The sequence below is a fragment of the Desulfopila inferna genome (genome assembly GCF_016919005.1).
GTDB lineage: Bacteria > Desulfobacterota > Desulfobulbia > Desulfobulbales > Desulfocapsaceae > Desulfopila_A > Desulfopila_A inferna.
On sequence record NZ_JAFFQE010000003.1, the window covers coordinates 462,914 to 482,699 of the forward strand.

Here is a 19,786-nt window from a genome sequence, read left to right on the forward strand (position 1 = left end):
GCCTATCCGCTTAGATCAACAAAATAACGACAACAACACAGGAAGGAAACAGAAAACTGAAGAGGACATCACTTCTTTCTAATTCCCTGTGCACTTTCAGCTTTATAACAAGATAGGCAAGAAAAAACAGAACAATAAAGACCATTGCCGGCAGAAACAGCCCGGTAATCTGAGCAGTGACGAGGCCTGTAAAAAGGGCAAAAGCCGAAACCGGTAAATAGAGAAACCGCTCCTGCGCCTGCCTCACGCCCGGCAACAGGTTGTCCGTCTTATTCAAGCGCAGCAAAGAGGCGGAAAGCAGCGCCACCAACACCCAGTCCGTGACACCAAAAAGAGGCAGTGGAACATCATAACCGGGGATACCCGCCTTGACCACGATGAAATCTACAAAGGGGGGGGGACCTATCATTCCCTGTTCATAGTAGGCTGATATATCTTCAATCATCCCCTTGGTCGGCCCCTTGATGACACTCATCAGGTCCGCAGTTGCCGCAGTAAGACAGACCGGTACCAATTCTCCTGTTCTTTTGATCGCAGACGAGAGAACAGTACCCGCAATCCCGGCTGCGAAGAGCAGATTGGCTGTCGACAGCCCGGCAATCAACACCGCGGCATAATCATATATTCGTGCATAGCCATAGATAAGCAAAAAAAGAAACAGAGCAACAGCACTATATTTAAATACTTCCGCCCGATCATTTAGCAAAACAAACTTTATGATTCGATAGGTTAGAGAAGAGGCGAGCAGGAGATACATCGCCACAAAGAGAAACAAGATGAGATTCTGCTGGAATGAACTGATGCCCTCAGGCACCGGAAAATAATAAAACACCACTGTTGGTAAAACCCAGCAGAGGTAAAAGGGGGCTATCACTTTTGGCCGGCTGTAAGATCTAACTCGGGCGGGGAAAGAGAAAAGCATTACCGTCCAGTTTTCCCTCTCTTTTTGGAGAGTATCTCCCCAAGAGTGGCTTTTTTCAGGGACTTATCGAACATTATATGAATACAGTAATCGTTATGCATGAAAAATGTGACTTTAACGACTTTCCCGACCATCTCAAATTCCACGGGACTGTCATTCACTTCAAAAGTAACCTGAAGGAGCAGGTGCCGCGCCAGCAGAGCCCTTGCCGTGGCCTTTTTGGACAGTTTGATCTCGAAGGCACAGCCTTCTACGGAAATATCCGTTAGCATACCGCGAAAATAGGTCTCTGTTTTATTCCCCTCTTTGTCAAGCAGCGATCCCTTCAGAGGACCGCTCAAGGGATAGCGTGGTTTGTTTCTTTTCTCCATTGATTTCCAGCGGGAAATATCTTCAAGGCTGCCGTGTTTTATACAAAAGTCGATTATTTTTTCATAGAGTCCGGGTAACTCTTCATGCCAACTGTCTGTTGCCGAATTCTCCAGACAGTACAGCACGACTTCGGTATGACTGACCGCAGTTGCCGAACACAGTGAAATTGAGGTAAAACTGTATTCGCCAAGAATGTTGCCTTTGCCAAGCTGGGCGAGGACGGTATTTTTCCCTTTACGGGGAAAGATGATGGTCACCTTGCCCTGATCTATGAAGAACAGGCGGGTATTATAAGCTCCATGGGAGAGGATGATTTTTTTTGGCGGAACCACCACCCTCTTCATGGAATAAAACAGGCCGTTTTTCTCCTCCTGCGTCAGGGTTGAATAAAGGCTGTCCCAGATCGCCAAATGATCCTTATCGATACCTGCAGCCTTTTCCTGTTCGATTATTTCCGCCGATTTTATAATTTCAGTCAATGCTGTAGCGTCTGTTTCCAGCAGTTTCTCCCGCAAGGCTTCGGCGCTCTTGAAATCCCTTGATTTTGCAGCAGCCTCGATTTCATCGAACAATTTTTTAATAAGGATACCCTTATCTTCGCTATCGGAAGAATTCGCTGTAGAAGGGACCATTTCCTTACTTCCTCCAATACTGGTTTAAAGAAAAAAGATAACACCCATTTTGGAAAATGGGTTACATCAAGAATAATTCCTGCCAACTGGTACTATTTTTCTGCATGACATCGTTCATAAGTCTAACATCTTTATCAACCAAAATTCTATAACTATTTATTTTTTCAACTATTCACTCCAAATACAACTTCTCTTGCCGCTAAAAACATCTCACCGGAATCACATGATTTATAGCTCAGCTGGGCTGGATAAAAGCCTTGGCTATAGCGGTAATTCACGGATTTATTACAGAACTTAAGCAGTTTTTCTAGAGTGGGACATTAAATCAATTACGACTTGTGCCGAAATGGCGTTTCTGGGGAAATTTCCGGATATATTGGCCTCCGTTCACTTTGCTTCTAAACCACCCCGGTGCGGATTATTTTTCTATAATATCCCTGCTCCAGGATATAGCCGCCATTGCACTGGGAAAACCGATAGTAGAGATAAGGGCAAGATTCGCGTGATAAATCTCTTCAACAGAGACTCCTGCCGCCAGGGCTCTACGTGTATGGGAATGCACGGCTCCCTCGGAACCTATTGCACCCGCAGCTGCCAGTTGAAGGAGCTGCAGCGTTTTTTCGTCGAGCGGACCTGCACTGCGTATCTCGGTTCCCAATTTTTCATGAGCCTCAAAAACAGCAGGGTATTGTTTCACCAATTCATTAAAGTGCTTGCTCGGTACTCTGTGTTCCGTAGTCATACTGTCCTCCTGTCTAAAGGATTACCCGCATTCATTTCTCAATCGAATAGAGAATATCGCCGCTGCTGGATTCCGCCGAACTCCGCGTTTCAATCGAAAAATTCTTACCTAAATCATATCTTACCTTAAACTCCCCCGAAGAATCAAAGAAGTTATGATCATAGCCGACAAAGAGATCGTCGGTGAGGTTTTTCCCAACCACAATTGACATATCCTGAGAGCCTGTGCTGCCATCCAGATAGACCTCATCCACGGGTACATATTTGCCCAGGGTGTTGGTGATGGTGTTGACGCCTCGTATCCCCAAGGCCGTTGCAGCCGCACCGATCAGGCTCTGATCATTGTCAGTGGAGGCATACATGGCTCTGCCCACCAGCAAATATGCCAGGATATTGCTCTCTTCCATTGCCGGATCGGAAAAAAGCTGAAACTCCGGATCGTTGGCCGTTCCACCGACCATTACCCCGACAACCATCTCTTCAACTTTTCGATGGGCACGAAAATCGAGACCCGGATTGTCCACGGATTCCCCTGAAAACAATAACCTGCCGCGGGTTATGTCAAGTTCGACACTATAGAAGGCAAATTGTCCATCTTCTACCTCCAGCTCTCCAAAAGCCGACAATATTCTTCCCGGAACATCCACCAGTTCAATGGTTCCGGCAAGACGGCTTTGTAAACCATAGGCGTCAATCCGTACATCGTCTCCGAGGGAGATTGTCAGATCAGTAGAAAAAGGTGAACGTATCTGTTGTTCCTCCTCGGTTTTATCGACAATTACGACATCTTCCGATGGAGTCACCTCTCCCTTACTTCCTTCGAGAGTAATGCGGCCGTAAGGAATATTCACATCTCCAGAGAGGGTATTTCCTCCTTCACCTAAATTAAGCTGTATATCCGGCGATGCCCGGATGACATACTCATCGGTTGCCATTACCTCAAAATCGGTTCCGCTGAAATGACTGGTCAATTTCCAGCCCTGTTCCGGTGCAAAGCTCACCCTGCCTTCACCCTGCATCACTCCCGGTCCCGATTGAGCGGTAAGAAGAAACTCTGCATTTCCCCAGGCACTGGAGCCCTCCACCGAAACCTCCTCCAGGGTGATCCCCATATCCGCAACCTGGATCACTCCCTGATCCAGGTCGATATTTCCCTGCACTTTGGGGTCTTCAAAAGTTCCGTTAAAATCAAGCTTCCCCTGCAGGCTGCCCGTCGGTATTATACGTGAGTTGCTCAACAGAGTAATGAAGGAGAGGTCGGCAAAATGAAACTCAAGCTCGCCATCCAGCGGTGTTGTGGCCAGGACGGCAAGATCGAATCCATGAATATTAAGGTATCCCTCAAGTATCCCGCTTTCTTCAAAATCAGAGCTCAGGGCAATACTCAGGGAGTCCTCTGTCATCTGCGCATCGATACGGTTATCTGAAAAAATATACGTCAAGCCGTCATCCCGGCCATCAGCCGCCAGGAGGAGTTCGGGAACCGACACAGTTCCTTCCAGGCGTGATATTCTGCCCCCATGGCCTTCTGCAAGGATATCCGCCAGCATCTCTCCCTGCACGGGGAAGCCGGTTATGCCGAAATCATTAAGCAGAGCCAAAGGCAAACCATCCGTAACCGCCTGTACAGACCATATCTCTTCCCGGACCGAGCCGTTCAAGCAGAAACCAGCCTGGTCCGCCTGGAGACAGAAGTCCTCCACCCCGCTTTTCTCCTTGCCGATTTCGACCAGGGCGTTTTTATCCAGAGACCAGTCGCCGTAATCCGCCATGGTAAACCGCGCGCTCTCCAGAATGCCTTTCCAGGAAGAATCATAGCTGCCGCTGCCCTGCAGCCGACCATTGCCCAAACCTGTCATAGCCCGTATTTCAAAGGTATGGTCCGCTGTTGTTCCCGCGGCCTGCAAGGATGCTTCAGAAATCTCCAGCTCATTATTTTTGATTGCATCTCCCTGTATATCAACTTCGATCTCACCATTTTCATGAAGATCAACGGACACATAACTCTTCAGGGCTGCGAAAGAAAAAGTATCCATTTGGCCATCCCGGGCAGTCAACTCAAACTGCAGCTGCGGCGCTTCCCGGGTTCCCGAAAGTTTTCCGGAAAATCCAAGCCGCCCCTGGAGGTCAGCCATAAATGTCTGGAAATCAGGTACTTCTGCTGAAAAATGAAGATCGTATCCCTCTCTTGAAATAGTCCCATCCGCAACCGCAAAAGCATCGCCATATCTAAGGTCAAGCCCCCTGACCACAATTGATTCGCCTTGTATTTCCATACTGCCAGTACCGTTGAGAGGAAGCCCTTTCAATACTCCTGAAAGATTTTCGATTTCAAACCGATGCGAAGACGGCTGGGAGAGATCACCATGACCTGCAATTTGTGCATTGATTTTGCCAGGCCATTGTTCAAGGAAATATCCCGGATCAATATCGCGGAGTTCGGCTTTTGCCCGCCACTGATTGTCCAGCAGCCCACCCTGAAGGCACATCAGCGCTGCGTCATGAGAAAGGCAGAGCCCGTCAAGCGTGATTTTCCCCGGTCCCATGGCCAGGTGCGCCTGATCGACCAGCCTGATCCTGCCCTCTTGCGGATGCATGACGTCGAAGGTCCTAATCACTCCTTCCCAGATATTTTCCTGCAGGGATCCTTCCGCTGCGAGAGAAAGCGAAATGGCATCCTGAAGCAGATGCAGCTCTATATGGTGAGTGTCTAGATTACCGGCGATATCAAGTGATACCTCTTCCAGACGTTGATCCTGCCGCCCCACTCCCTTCAGCTGAGCCGATGCGTCGATCATACTCTCCCCTGCAGCCTCTGCGGAGATGTCTGCCGTGATATCCGCCTTGAGCGCGGCCACGCTGAAATCATCTACGGCAATGTTTTTCCCTAGCAGATCTGCCGCTATCCGGGGACGGGAGAGATCCCCGGTAATCTCTCCCTTGAGCTGCGCCGCCCCGGCTCCCTCGGAAAAAAAGGCAGCCATATCAGGCACCGTGAGGTTGTAAGCCAGTTGATACTCACTGTCGATTAACCCGGCCACCTCGAGCCGGGATGCACCGCTTACCACCGCTAATTCGGATATATCCAGGGTACTGCCGTCGATATGAGCATTGCCGGAAATGTGCAGGGGATATGATTTCAACCGGCCTTCGATGGTGCTGATATCAATATCAGCGGTAAAAAGCCCATCGGAGAATGCACCATCCGCTATCACCTTTCCATCGAGCATTCCGGGAAGATCCGGCAGCATCACGGCAGGATCGAGATCTTTTGCCTGCAGTTCCGCGTGGAACTCGACCCCGTCTTTTACGCTGAACCGGCTGACAAGATCTGCCTGAAAAGGTGCATCGAGGATAATCTGCAAATTGCCGTTTTCCAGGGTGTCCGTTACAGCGAATTTCCCATGCAATTCCGGGACATCCCCAATTGTATAGCGATACTCGCCCTTCAGATTCACCGGCCAGGCACCATTCGGTGAAATTGTGCCGCTAAGATGCAGATCAAGAAATTCGTTGCGCAAGTGGAGTAGGTTCAACTGCAGACTCTTTTTACCGGCGATGACCTCGAGGTCGATTCTATCGATTGCCATCGCCGTTTCCTGGCCGCTCTCAATCAGGATATCCGTCGCTTCGAGCTTGTCTATTTCTACGGACAATGGCATTTCAAGCTCCGGCAGCGACAATCTCTCCTCATCATCCTCCACCTCCCCCTCTTTTGCGGAACCGCGAAAATGCAGGTCATCAAGAAACAGGGAATTGAGGTGCGCCTCTCCATGGATGAGCTTCGTCGGATCCCAGGCAACTTTGATGAGTCGAAGGTCGAAACTTTGTGTGGCCGAGGTATAGGACAGACCTTGAGCGGCAAAGCTGCCACCCAGTCTTCCCTCTGCTTTTTCTACCTTAACCTGGCCCCCTGTCAATTTTTCGAGGCTGAAAACCACAAGACGCAAGCCGCTCTCGCTAAAGAGCAGGAAGACGAGCAGTATCAGCGGAGAAACAGTAACCACAAGGGCGGCTATCACCAGTTTCTTCATTACAGATCGCCTCCGAGGGTTAAATGCAGCCGCACGGGATTGCCCTCCTTGGAAAGGGCAGATGCCACATCAAGACGTATCTGGCCGAAGGGCAGTCTATATCTCAACCCCATACCGGCCCCTTCACCGAGATCTTCATCAAAATTGTTTATTCCCTTTCCTACATCAAAAAATGCGGCAATACTCCAGTTCTGATAGACGGTTTTTTCCACTTCAATTGAACCGAACACCAGATACTTGCCCCCGGTAACTGTACCAGAATCATCCGTGGAACCGAGTTCATTATAGTCATACCCCCTGACACTCTGATCGCCACCGGCATAGAACCTCAGAGAAGGCGGCAGGTCATCTACTGTATCCACCAGGGTACTGCCAAGGGCAAATCTGCCGATCAGTCTCACGCTTTCAATAGGGGTGGTGATTAATTTACCGGAAACAAGGCCCTGCAGAAATGATGCATCTGCAAGAATTTCTTCAGCGGCACCCTTAAGGTTGACGGCGAATAATGCGCCGTTGCCGGTGTGAAGAAGATCGTCTCCATATACCACTGACCAGCTTGCATTAGGTATCGGGAAAAAGCTGTTTTCAGTAATATCCCCAACCTGGTATTTTTCACTTTGCACATCGAGACCAATGCCGTATTTAACCCATCCACCTTTGTGATCATAGCTGAGACCACCCTTAAATACTCTGGTCTCGGTATCCTCCCAGTCTTTTTCGTTATACATGGCACCAAACAGCATCTTGTCGGTTTGTGGATCATTCACCGGAATACCGTAGATAAAATCGAGGCGGCTCTCCCTCTCCGCCAGCTGTATTTCGCTGATCACATTATGACCATGCCGGTTGAATAAACGGTTATCCCAGCCGGCCTTAATCCGCGGGCCATGATCGGTGGCATAGCCTAGACCGAAGCTGTAACGGTTAAAATATTCCGGCTCAGACAGGCTCACATAAACAGGAATGTACAATCCATCCGCTTTCTCAATGTCGCCCCTGACGATGACCTGACCGAAGTAGTTGGTCTGGTACAGATTCTGCTGCAGCTGGATAAGCTTGCTGCGCGAAAAGGGCTCTCCCTTTTGATAGTTAATAAACTTTGCCAGGAAGTCGGGATCAAGCAGTTCCTGATTAAAGATGGTTCCACCGAAAAGATAGCGGGACCCGGTTTTGATATTCAGGTGAATTTCCGCATCTCTGGCTGCCCTGTTGACCAATATTTGACTTCTGCTGTACTCCGCCCTGACATAACCATATGCAAAAAGCTGTTGAAGCAGATTTTTCTTGCCTTGTTGATAAAGGGTATGGTTGAGTGTATCCCCTTTTTCCAGGGGAAAATCACCAGCAATATTCTTGACTTCCTCGGCAAGCTCAGCTCCAGCGGTATCCACCAGAACCGAAACCAAAGAGATCCTTACCGGTTCACCCGGATTGATCGTGTAAACGGCTTGCCAGCCACTATCCCGGCGCAGCAACTCCGCTTCTATTTCCGGTGAATAGTATCCAAAAGGCTCAAGGGCACGGCCTATCTCCTCATCAGCTGTACGGTGCAGCCTCTCAACCTGCCATCGGCTCAGATCTTTTTCGCCTCTTTTCGAATAAATGGAGAGGGAGGCCAGGACATTATCATAGAGTATGCCGTCAATACCCTGTATAGTGACATCGATAAAGTCATCAGCGGCCTGAAGAGGCAGCGGTACCAGAAGGAGAAACACAAGGAAAAGTCTTGATATTGTCATCCATTTAGATTTTTTCATCAGCGCATCCACAATTCCGGGTGTGTTTTTCCTGCACGTCTTTTTCAGATCTGCAACGAGGTAGATCAAGCTCGGGTCCAACATCTTTGATGTGCCTGCATCCCAGTCAGAACCGAAAAGTATAACACCTGCATATGAATCACAACACAATAATAGTAGAAAAGATGGTAAATGGCGGCTACGGGCTGGCGCGTCTTACAAAAGGCAGCATCATTCTGCTGCAGAATAGCTTGCCGGGCGAAAAGATCTATTTGGGCACAATCGAAAAGAGAAAAAACACCCACTTCGGCGAAGTGGAAAAGATTTTAAGTCCACATCCGCAACGAATCGATCCTCCCTGTCCCTACTACCACAGATGCGGGGGATGTGACCTGCAGCATTGCAGTTATGAAGGCCAGCTGGATATCAAGACACAAATTATAAAGGAAATGTTTCAGGGTCTTTCTTCTTCAGTTTCTCCCCCTCTGCCGTCTCCACTGCAGTTTGGTTACAGGCAGAGGATCCGTCTGCAGGTCGACAAGGGAAAGATCGGTTTTTTCAAATTTCGCTCCAGTGAAATCATCCCCATCAAAGCCTGCCTCATCGCCCATCCTGCAATCAATCGCATTCTCGAAATTCTTCTGGAACGCAAAGAGTTTCAAACGCTTTGCCGCAACAGTTGTCAGGTGGAACTGCATTTTAATCCTGCAGATGAAACTATATCTCTTTTATTATATTACCAGAGAAAACCAAGGCCAAATGATTTTGCAACGGCTCGAGAACTTACGGCACGGGTAGACGGCCTTGAGGGTTTATTTTTTAAAGGTGATTCCTTCGCCCTGGTCGGTCTGGAGAATGACAAGGGCCGGATATTATCTCAGCGCATTCCGGCAAACGGTTATGCCGCTTTCACTCTGAGCTGGGAGATCGGCGGCTTCTGTCAGGTTAACCTTCTCCAGAACTGCAATCTCATCGATTATGTGCAGCGGGTTTTTCTTTCAAGTGAAAGTCATACAGTTCTTGATCTTTTTTGCGGCATGGGCAATTTCTCAATTCCTCTGGCCCAATCCGCGCAATCACTTGTCGGCGTAGAAGGCCAGGGATCTTCCATCCGTTGCGCCGAGTCCAACAGCAAGGCTGCTGGGCTTACTAATACATGCTTCATAAAAGGTGCTATCCACGATGTCTGCCGCCGGCTGCTCAAGGAAGGCCGGAAATTTGAGACAACCATCGTAGATCCGCCGCGCCAGGGGCTGCCGCACCTGGCCACTGACCTGGCCTCCCTGAGTACACGATCGATCATATATATCTCCTGCGATCCTGCAACTTTAGTAAGAGATATTAAAGACTTACTAAAACACAACTTTCACCTTGTCTCCGTCCAGCCTGTCGATATGTTCCCTCAGACGCATCACATTGAAACCATAGCGGTTCTTGAAAAGAATTGACACAGACGCCGATACCCGGTAAACGGACGTGCATGGGATTTTCGGAAAAAAGCGGCGTTGGTGTCTCCTTATCCACCTGCCAAGGGTCGATATATACACCAGGGTTTAGGGAGATGCTGCATCACAAAATCATTACTTGCAAAATGGTGCGCACATCCTATTATTGACAGATGCTGAAGAAAGGCATTTATCCGATTCCACACCGATGAAACCAATACAGCCAGACTGCGCTGCGATAAAACGACATCCCTGCTCCCTCTTTACCGAGGCGGCATTCGCCGCAAAAACGCGTATCGATGCCATCAACACATTAACCTCTTACACATATATACCATGAGCAAAGAAGGACAGTTTTTAAAACAACGACGAGAAAAAGCCGAAGCCCTGGCTGAAATGGGGGTAAAGCTCTACAGCAACACCTTCAGCCCGGCCAACACGATCAGTGAAATCCTGCCCAAGAGCGAAGAACTTTCCCTGGAAGCTTCCGATGAAACCAGGTTTACCTACTCCATCGCGGGACGCATCCTTTCCATGCGTAAATTCGGTAAAGCCGCCTTTTGTCATATAGTTGACAGCTCCGGCAGAATGCAGGTCTATATCAAGAAAGAAACCCTTGGAGACGAAGTTTTCGCCACCTTCAAAAAGTGGGATATCGGCGATATTGTCGGCATTGAAGGCAAACTCTTCAAAACCAAGACCGGAGAACCCTCCATCGCCGCGGAAAAACTGGTGATGATCTCCAAGTCACTGCGGCCGCTCCCGGAAAAATGGCATGGGCTCACCGACGTTGAAACCAGGTACCGCCAGCGTTATATCGATCTCATCGTCACTCCGGAAGTCAAGGAAACCTTCCGCAAACGGGTTGACATCATCAGACATATCCGCGATTTCCTCAATGCCAGAGGCTATATGGAAGTGGAGACACCGATGATGCAACCGGTCCCCGGCGGCGCTACGGCCAAGCCGTTCAAGACCTATCATAATGCTCTGGAGATGGATCTCTATCTTCGTATCGCTCCGGAACTGTATCTTAAGAGGCTGCTGGTCGGCGGGTTTAACAAGGTTTTTGAAATAAACAGAAATTTCAGGAATGAAGGACTTTCGACACGCCATAATCCCGAATTCACCATGCTTGAGTTTTATCAGGCTTATGCCACCTACCATGATATGATGGATCTGACCGAAGAGATGGTCTCCTGGCTCTGCCAGGAGGTTAACGGTACTCTGGAAATCGAATATCAGGGAATGCCGGTCAATCTGGCACCACCGTGGAACAGGCTGACCATGGATGAGGCCCTTGTCGAGATAGGCGGTGTTGCCCCGGAAATCCTGGAGAATGAACAGGCCGTTTTCGCATTGGCCAAGGAAAAGGGCATCGAGCTTGACGGCAAAGCCGGTATAGGCAAAGCGAAAACCGAACTTTTCGAGCTGCTGGTCGAGGACAAGTTAATCGACCCTACTTTCATTACCTCCTATCCCACCGAGGTTTCCCCGCTTGCCCGAAAAAATGAGGAAAATCCTGAAGTCACCGATAGATTCGAGCTGTTCATTACCGGCCGTGAACTGGCCAATGCCTTCAGTGAACTCAATGATCCCACTGACCAGCGTCAACGTTTTACCAAACAGATTGATGATCGTGGCACCGATGAAGAGATTCATCCTGTCCTTGACGAGGACTATCTGCGTGCACTCGAATACGGCATGCCTTCAGCTGCCGGCGAAGGCATAGGCATCGACAGACTGGTGATGTTGCTCACCGATTCATCGTCAATTCGGGATGTCATATTTTTTCCGCATCTCAAGCCGGAGAGCACCTCACAGGAGACCGGAAAGTCCGGTACTGCAAAATCTCAGCCGGCTTCCTGATATGTACGAATGGTTTATTAGTCTCAGGTATCTCCGAGCCAAGCATAAGCACGGCTTTATCTCCCTGATCTCCTTTATTTCGGTGGCAGGCATTACCGTCGGGGTCATCGCGCTCATTGTGGTCCTGGCCGTCTATTCAGGTTTCACCGAAGGATTACGTGATCAGATTCTCGGCATAAATTCCCATATTGTCGTGCAGCAGCCGGGAGGTTCGATGCGAAACTATGAACTGGTACGGGATCAGATTCTGGCGGTGGAGGATGTTGAAGGAGCCACTCCGTATCTCTATGCCCAGACTCTGCTCAGCAGTTCTTCCGGCGGCAATGGCGTGGTCTTGAGAGGTATCGATCCGCCGACTGCGGAAAACGTGATCAGCCTGTCCGAGCAGATGATCGAAGGATCCATCGACAATCTGCTCAATAAAAATGACGATAATATTCCCAATATCATCCTCGGTAAGAATCTGGCTCAGGATCTGCGGGTCCATATAGGCGGCAAGGTGCGACTGATCTCGCCTTCCGGGCCTCTGACTCCCATGGGGATTATTCCCAAGATAAAAACATGCAGGGTTTCGGGAATATTTGAATCGGGTATGTTTGAATATGACTCATCCCTGGCCTATATGGCCGTGGGAGACGTGCAGCAGTTTCTTGAAAGCGGAGACATCGTCCATGGCATAGAGGTGCTGATCGACAGGAAGAAAATAAACAAGGCAGATGAAGTCGCCGCTGCCATTGTTGCGGCCCTCGGCCCCGGCTTTATCGCTAAGGACTGGATGTCGATGAACCAAAATCTCTTTGCCGCCTTTAAGCTGGAAAAGATCGGCATGTTTATTTGCCTCACTCTGATAATTCTCGTGGCAGCCCTCAATATTATCAGTGCCCTTATCATGGTGGTAATGGAAAAGGGAAAAGACATCGCCATCCTCAAATCGATGGGTGCGACCTCCGCCTCGATCATGCGGATATTCTTTCTTCAGGGGGCCATTATCGCCCTCACCGGCACCACCCTCGGGGTTTTGGGAGGGCTGGGCCTCTGCGAATTGCTGTCCCGCTATAAGTTCATCGAACTGCCTTCCAATGTGTATCCCATGACCACCTTGCCGATTAAGGTTCTGCCTGGTGATATTGTCATTGTCGCCGTCAGCGCAGTACTTATTACCTTGCTGGCCACTCTCTACCCTTCATGGAAAGCCTCACAGGTTCAACCGGCGGAGGTACTTTCGTAATGGCCCTCTTTCAGGCGAAACAGGTAGCGAAAAACTACGATGACGGCACCAAAAAAATAGAAGTGCTGAAAGGCATCGATTTTGCCATATCTCCAGGGGAAATGGCCGCAATCATCGGTGCATCAGGGTCTGGAAAAACCACGCTGCTGCAGGTATGCGGCACCCTTGCCGCACCGGATTCGGGTGATCTCCTTTTTGAAGACAGCAGTCTGCTGAAGAAAAACCGGCGTGAGCTAGCTGAGTTCCGCAATGCCAAGCTTGGTTTCATCTTTCAGTTCCATCATCTGCTGCCGGAGTTTACCGCAGTGGAAAATGTAATGATGCCGGCGCTGATCTCCGGCTTGAGAAAAAATGACATTTACGATAAGGCGGTCACTCTGCTGCGCCGGGTTGAGCTCGACCACCGCATCGATCACAAAATCAACAACCTCTCCGGCGGCGAACAGCAGCGCACCGCCCTGGCCCGCGCCCTGATAATGCAGCCAAAGCTGTTATTGGCCGATGAGCCTACCGGAAATCTCGACAGCCGCTCCGGCGAAATTGTCTTCGACCTGTTGCATGAGCTTTGCCGTGAGCGCTCCCTGGCGATGATCATGGTTACGCACAATATGGATCTTGCCGGCAAGATGGACAGCGTTCATACCCTCCGCGACGGCGCTTTATTGCCTACTTCTTCTTCCTGAGGCCAAACCCTTCCAGTAAACTTTTCCCTGATTCTTCAAGGGACTTGATCTTTTCCTTTGCCGCTTCGGGATCTCTTATGGCCTCCTCAATGGTTTCACGATCGGCAATCTCACTGAGGTCAATACTGTAACGGGGTTCGGCAAAGGTGCCTTCAATGCGGAGCGGTACCGGCAGTCCCGATCGTTCGGCGACATCTCCCTGCCCTTTCAATGTTCCCACTATCTTGGGCTTCACCCTCATATCCAGTGTTTCTTTTACCAAATCTGCACTGCCGACCGCCTGGACCCGCAGCAGCGGTGAAAGTAAAGATGCATCCTGCGTTTTAAAAACCCCATTCTCTAGGATGAAAGGGACGCGCAATTCAGCAAAATCGGTACGCGGCTTCTCCTTTGGTTTTTGATAGCCTGTTCCTGCGGCAAGAGTTCTGGCAATCTCGGCAATATCAATACCGACCAGAGCGCCATCAACAAACTCCAGGTTACCTGAGCCGTTGAGGCTTTTCTTTATCTCCGAACCGTCACCGGCGAACTGTACATCTACGACGGCTCCCATTGTTCCCTCAAGAACATCCTTTTGCAAAATATCCTGCAACAGGGGACCGACCACTATATTTTCGGCCTTCAAATCAACTTTGCCCTGCGGGCTATCCTGTTCGACATTGAGGCTGCCGATAACTTCGATAATTCCCTGGTAGGTATCCATGCGGCTATCCATATCAAATTTGCCGTCACGACCAATTATCTTCAGGGAAATATTTTCCACTCTCGCTCCATGGGCCGTCAATTCGCCGATATTGGCCTGCCCGTCCAGCACAAGCTGTCGTAAGGGCTGGTAATCGAAGTCGGCAGGCTGGGTGGGCGGGGCGTCCTCTCCGGCAGTTTGAGCAGGAACTTCCTGCTGTGCCGATGTTTGCGGAGCCGCGGTGCCTGCATCCATTTCCGCTTCTTCCTGTTTTTCCGGAGGCGGCAGGTATCTGTCTATATTTATAGTATCAAGGCCCAACTGCAAGGATATATCAGGTTTGGCCATATCCTTAACAATGGCGTTGATCTGCAAGCTGGATTCATCAAGTGTCATTACACTATCTTTTACACTGATGCGGGAGGGGTTCCCCTGTACATGGAGATCGAAGGCCATATTATCGAATACTGCAGGATCTGCGGTTTGCACAGGCAGTTGCATGTTCAGTGATTCAAGGAGGCGGCGTGGAGAAAAGTCTCCAGCCTGAAGTTGCAGGTTAAATTTCGGCTCTGTTGCCGGATTTTCCAACTCACCTTTGAGAGCGACAGTGAGTTCCTCCATCGCATTGACGGTGAGATCGAGCAAGATGGTTCCTCGTCCCGGCTCTTTTCCTATCGGTCCTACGGAACCTGCAACGTTGAGCGGTTTGCCTTCGAGGTCAGCCTGAAAAAAGATATCAACGGGCTTTTCGAGCGACACATTATCAAGACGGAGGGTTATATCAGTAAGTTCACGACGCAGGTCTTGGGCCTCATCCACAAAAAGGACACGGCCACCGCTTACCGTCACTTGTTCGACATCGAGAGAGCTCACCGAAAAACCCGAAACGGCGCCATCCTGTTCTTGAACCTTCTCTTCTTTCTTCTCCTGGCCGGCAGCAGGCTTCTCTGTTTTCTTCTTCATCTCCCAGTTCACACTTCCGTCGGCCAACCGGACAAGCTTCAGTTCTGGATCCTTGATGACAAAAGTATCAATTTCAATGTTTCTTGAAAGAAGCGGTAAAAGCTTTACCCTGGCCTCGAAAGAACCTACCTTGATGAAATTTCCGCCGCCATACTCTTCCGGGTTGGCCATACTGGCCTCGTTGAAGGATAAACCAAACCAGGGGAAAATCGAAATATCAACATCATTGCCAAGCTTAAACTCCCTTCCCGCAGCCTCAGTTACTCTCTGCTCTATCTTCGGCAGATATTTTTGAACATCTATAAATCTCGGTATTACCAATACTGCTGCCAGCAGCAGGACGAGGATTCCTACTGCCAGTGCCGACAACCAGATAAAAACTTTTTTCATAACAAAGCTCCAATTTGATCTAACCCAGCTAAGCTGGATATATGGTTTGGCTGCAGAGGCCAATTTATTGATTTAAATAGATATTTTACCATTGTTTTCTGCGCCCCTCAGGAGGGTTCTGAACCGAGTGGAAGTTTTTCAAGAGAGGCATTAAACAGCCTGCTATAAGGAAATTACGTACGGACAGCTGTAATGCGTCTCATTGAGAATGATCTATTCACCTGAAGATACTTACACATCTACCTGAAAAGGATGATAGTGAATATGCACACGTCTCAGGAATTCGACTTCTTCCAGCAGCCGTTCTTCCACGGCCGTGGCAATTGCGTCACCTTCTGCTACCCGAAGGTCCCCATGAACCCCTATAGTCAAGTTCATCACCAGATAAGGTCCGAAGCGATGGGCATGAACCTCCTCTACTTCCAGAACGCCTTCCTGCTTCATCAGAATGTCCCCGACCTTGACCGCCAGGGCTTTGCCCGGAACTGTATCCATAAGATCGGCTGTCGAAGAGCGTAGAATATCTATTCCGGTAATCAGAATTATAATCGAAACTATAGCTCCGGCCAATGGGTCGACCCATGGATAGCCCATTCTGCCGAAATAGATACCCGCTGCAGCTGCCGCCGACGCAAAAATATCATTTCTGTGATCATAACCAAGGGCGATAACCGCACTGTTCCGGGTTTTTCTGCCGATTCTTCCGGTCCAGCCGGCAATCCATATTTTGACGACAATTGTGCCAAGGGCAACCCATAATGCTATAATGGCTGCTCCGGTAAATTCTCCCTTGCCGGTAATCAGTTCATATACGCCGTTGATGGAATTCCAGAAAATGGCGATGGCAGTGGAAATCACAAAGGCACCGACCACTACGGCGGCAATGGTTTCCATCTGGTCATGCCCATAAGGGTGCTCATGATCCGCCGGTTTGCTGGAAATTCTCATGCAGATGCTCATGACCACCCCGTAGGCCACATCTGAAGTGGAGTTGATGCCATCAGCCAGGAGCGCCGGGCTGTTTCCGAAAATACCGATGAAGGTCTTGGCTACTGCCAGAATGGTATTGACTCCCAGACCGGCATTAATCGCAAGACTTCCCTGCTTTTTTCTTTTCTCACTCTCCCTATCGTTCATGTCTGGTGATATACTGCCTGCAGCATTGCTCTTTCCGAAAGCCAACTCTTTCCTTTGTAGGATATTCATTTCGTCATAATAATCATTAATAAAGTTGACGGCTTAGTAAAAATCTTTTTTTCTCCTGTAATTGTGACTAATACAGTGCTTCGGAAAATATTGAAATGCGGTAGATTTCCGCAAAGAACACGACAAGGATGGCAGTGGTAAATTCGGTCAAAATATTCAACCTCATACTCCGCCGTACCTTCAATCTCGCGACCCCCGGCAGGTATCAAAAGAAGTAGCGGGGTTGTACAAATAAGCACCAGTGATTAAAATCTTTTGTCGGATATAAAATCCGGGGAAGATCCCCTTAATTCAACAATGGAGACTCGAATATGGCGAAAAAACTATGGATCGATGAAGATGAATGCATCGGCTGTGAGAGCTGTGTTGAAGTATGTCCGGAGGCCTTTGTGTTCGACGACGATGCCGCCAAAGCCTACGTCAAGGATGGGGCTACCGGCGAAGAGGATTGTGCAGAGGAGGCCGTGGCATCCTGTCCTGCCGAATGCATCTATCTTGAATAATCGCAGATATCGGGTGACGCGTATTTGAGCGGGCACCCGTATTTTTCAGAACAGAAGGGTGCCGCGCCCTTCTGTTCCGCCACGAGGATTCCTCTTTCTTAACCACGGCCTGATGACCCGACCTGATGCCGTTAAAAAAACCTGAATCCCCTAGTCAGCTGTGGGTCTAAAAATCACTTCCAATTATGGTTTTCCCTCCGGGGAACCTCATCAAAAATTTTGCGACGTCATCTTGACAGAGGCCAAATCGGGAAGTACTCTGGATTATTAATAATATATTCGCTTGTTTTTCTAGAATCCAAACCGGAGGTATCCTATGGCCCGTGGACTAAGTATTGTTCTTGCAGCTGTATTTCTCAGCATCTTCTCTTCAGCCGCTTCAGCGGATGAAGCGCTTTCCATCAAAGTCGGCTATATGATGCTCAGCCCCGGCGGAGATCTGGCGGCAGAGGTCAACGGGCTCGGAACAAGGGTCGATCTTGAAAGCGATCTCGATCTGGATGACAGTGATAATATTATGGCTGAAGTTGCTCTGGCTTTAGGAGATTTCAAACTGACCGCAGGATACATGCCCCTCTCTTTTGAAGGCAATTCCATCCTCAGCAGATCCGTTCTTTTCGATGGCCGGCTTTACCCGGTCGGGTCATCGATAGAGAGCAGTGTAGACCTGGATATCCTTGATGTTGGCCTGACCTGGTACTTTATCAACATGGACGACACCCCAGCCCGCCTTCAACTGGGACTTGAACTGGCCGCAAAAATCACCGCTGCCGAAGCTTCACTTGTCGATCGGCGCAGAGGAATCACGGAATCAGCCGATACCACAGTGCCCATACCTACTTTGGGTTTACGTGGACGAATAGCACTTTCCGACTTGATAGGCATCAACGGCAGAGTCGGTTATCTTGGCTACAGCGACAATCACTTCATGGACGCAGATATTCAGCTGGAGTTTTCTCCGTTGCCGTTGTTCGGCGTCTTCGCCGGCTACCGGTATCTGGATATCTCTATTGATGAGTCCGATGTTTATGTGGATGCTGATTTTTCAGGCTTCTATGGCGGCGCCTTGCTCAGATTTTAATTCAACCGTTTTTGCCGATTAAACGGGTTTGTCATGACCCGGCCAATACAGCCGGGTCGATCTTCACAGGCATTTTTTCTAATGCCATCTGCTATACCCTTGCCGCCAAAGATGCTACAATTGATGGACTCGCTGAAAGCATCCTTACTGGCTTAAACTCCGGCTCGATCCACTTGAGGCCGTCGAAGATAGGGTTTTGCGACGCTATCACGACAGGAACATGAGAAACCACTCTTGAAATACGAGAGGTTACCGATGCAAACCATGAAGGCTCTGGTCAAATCAAAGGCGGAAGAGGGACTCCGGCTGGAAGAGGTACCCCGCCCCACACCGAACAGGACTGATGTTCTTATCAAAATCCTCAGGACAGCAATCTGTGGTACCGATATGCACATCTACAACTGGGACGATTGGGCAAGCAAAACAATACCCGTGCCCATGCATATCGGTCATGAGTTTGTCGGGGTGGTGCAGGAAGTCGGCAGTGATGTCATCGATTTTTCCGCCGGTGATCTGGTTTCAGGCGAGGGTCATCTGGTCTGCGGCAGATGCCGCAACTGTCTTGCCGGCAGAAGACATCTCTGCAATTCCACTAAAGGCATCGGCGTTGACAGGTCCGGTGCCTTTGCCGAATACCTTCTCCTGCCGGTTACCAATGTCTGGTATTGCGACCCTGATATCCCCCTGGATGTTCTTGCATGCTTCGATCCTCTAGGAAATGCAGTTCATACAGCACTCTCCTTTGATGTTCTCGGCGAAGATGTGCTTATAACCGGCGCCGGTCCCATCGGCTGCATGGCAGCGGCCGTGGCCAGACATGCCGGCGCCAGGCATATAGTTGTCACCGATGTCAATCCCTACCGTCTGCGGCTTGCTGAAAAAATGGGTGCCACTCTCGTCATAGACGTTACCTGCGAGAACCTTGCCGCCGCTCAGGAAAAGCTCTGCATGAAGGAAGGATTTGATGTGGCTATGGAAATGTCGGGGAATCCGGCGGCATTCAGCTCGATTCTTGAAAATATCTGCCACGGCGGAAAAATCGCCCTTCTCGGCATCATGGACAAGAGCTCACCCGTCGACTGGAACAAGGTGATCTTCAATGGGCTTACCATCAAAGGAATCTACGGCAGGCAGATGTTTGAAACCTGGTACAAGATGACTTCTCTTATCCAGTCAGGGCTCGATATAACGCCATTGATAACCCATAAATTTCATTATACCGATTTTGAAAAAGGCTTTCAGGCCGTTAAATCAGGAGAATCCGGCAAAGTTGTCCTCACATGGGACGACTGAAACAAG

Annotated in this window: 14 protein-coding genes; 7 read left to right on the top strand and 7 right to left on the bottom strand. The window is 49.4% G+C overall.

The annotated features are described in order from the left end of the window. Positions 1-10: 10 nt before the first annotated feature. The 5 genes from JWG88_RS10265 to JWG88_RS10285 form a co-directional block, all read right to left on the bottom strand. A complete protein-coding gene (locus tag JWG88_RS10265; RefSeq protein ID WP_205233634.1) occupies positions 11-775 on the bottom strand; it encodes a hypothetical protein in 765 nt (254 codons plus the stop codon). Positions 776-921: 146 nt separating this feature from the next. Continuing rightward, the gene (locus JWG88_RS10270) at positions 922-1,926 is read right to left on the bottom strand and encodes a cyclic nucleotide-binding domain-containing protein (RefSeq protein WP_205233635.1); all 1,005 of its coding nucleotides are present in this window, start codon (positions 1,924-1,926) and stop codon (positions 922-924) included. Between the two features lie 418 nt (positions 1,927-2,344). Further along, entirely contained in the window at positions 2,345-2,668 is a 324-nt protein-coding gene (locus tag JWG88_RS10275; RefSeq protein WP_205233636.1) for a carboxymuconolactone decarboxylase family protein, read from the bottom strand. Between the two features lie 31 nt (positions 2,669-2,699). Next, positions 2,700-6,701 carry a translocation/assembly module TamB domain-containing protein gene (locus JWG88_RS10280; protein ID WP_205233637.1) on the bottom strand — a complete coding sequence of 1,334 codons (4,002 nt, stop codon included), beginning with the start codon at positions 6,699-6,701 and terminating at the stop codon, positions 2,700-2,702. Next, positions 6,701-8,458, bottom strand: a complete 1,758-nt coding sequence (locus JWG88_RS10285) for an autotransporter assembly complex protein TamA (protein WP_205233638.1) — start codon at positions 8,456-8,458, stop codon at positions 6,701-6,703. Before JWG88_RS10285 ends, JWG88_RS10280 begins: the two co-directional genes overlap by 1 nt. 134 nt (positions 8,459-8,592) lie before the next feature. Between JWG88_RS10285 and JWG88_RS10290 the strand changes: the two genes are divergently transcribed. The 4 genes from JWG88_RS10290 (at position 8,593) to JWG88_RS10305 (ending at position 13,662) form a co-directional block, all read left to right on the top strand. Continuing rightward, positions 8,593-9,885 (top strand): class I SAM-dependent RNA methyltransferase, encoded by a 1,293-nt coding sequence (locus JWG88_RS10290; protein ID WP_205233639.1) that lies wholly within the window; start codon positions 8,593-8,595, stop codon positions 9,883-9,885. A 333-nt stretch (positions 9,886-10,218) separates the two neighbouring features. Continuing rightward, positions 10,219-11,751, top strand: a complete 1,533-nt coding sequence (lysS, locus tag JWG88_RS10295) for a lysine--tRNA ligase (RefSeq protein WP_205233640.1) — start codon at positions 10,219-10,221, stop codon at positions 11,749-11,751. A 1-nt stretch (position 11,752) separates the two neighbouring features. Next, positions 11,753-12,979 (top strand): lipoprotein-releasing ABC transporter permease subunit, encoded by a 1,227-nt coding sequence (locus JWG88_RS10300; RefSeq protein WP_205233641.1) that lies wholly within the window; start codon positions 11,753-11,755, stop codon positions 12,977-12,979. Next, complete coding sequence (locus JWG88_RS10305) at positions 12,979-13,662, top strand: ABC transporter ATP-binding protein (RefSeq protein WP_205233642.1); 684 nt, start codon at positions 12,979-12,981, stop codon at positions 13,660-13,662. Before JWG88_RS10300 ends, JWG88_RS10305 begins: the two co-directional genes overlap by 1 nt. Here the strand turns inward: JWG88_RS10305 and JWG88_RS10310 are convergent. Then, positions 13,646-15,697: an AsmA family protein gene (locus JWG88_RS10310; protein ID WP_205233643.1), complete on the bottom strand. Its 2,052-nt coding sequence runs from the start codon at positions 15,695-15,697 to the stop codon at positions 13,646-13,648. The genes JWG88_RS10305 and JWG88_RS10310 overlap by 17 nt on opposite strands. 231 nt (positions 15,698-15,928) lie before the next feature. Continuing rightward, positions 15,929-16,903 carry a cation diffusion facilitator family transporter gene (locus JWG88_RS10315; protein WP_205233644.1) on the bottom strand — a complete coding sequence of 325 codons (975 nt, stop codon included), beginning with the start codon at positions 16,901-16,903 and terminating at the stop codon, positions 15,929-15,931. 311 nt (positions 16,904-17,214) lie between these two features. Between JWG88_RS10315 and JWG88_RS10320 the strand changes: the two genes are divergently transcribed. From JWG88_RS10320 to tdh, 3 genes are all read left to right on the top strand, one after another. Beyond that, positions 17,215-17,406: a ferredoxin gene (locus JWG88_RS10320; protein ID WP_205233645.1), complete on the top strand. Its 192-nt coding sequence runs from the start codon at positions 17,215-17,217 to the stop codon at positions 17,404-17,406. A gap of 316 nt (positions 17,407-17,722) precedes the next feature. Further along, positions 17,723-18,487: a porin family protein gene (locus JWG88_RS10325; protein ID WP_205233646.1), complete on the top strand. Its 765-nt coding sequence runs from the start codon at positions 17,723-17,725 to the stop codon at positions 18,485-18,487. A gap of 264 nt (positions 18,488-18,751) precedes the next feature. After that, complete coding sequence (gene tdh / locus JWG88_RS10330; RefSeq protein ID WP_205233791.1) at positions 18,752-19,780, top strand: L-threonine 3-dehydrogenase; 1,029 nt, start codon at positions 18,752-18,754, stop codon at positions 19,778-19,780. Positions 19,781-19,786: the final 6 nt, after the last annotated feature.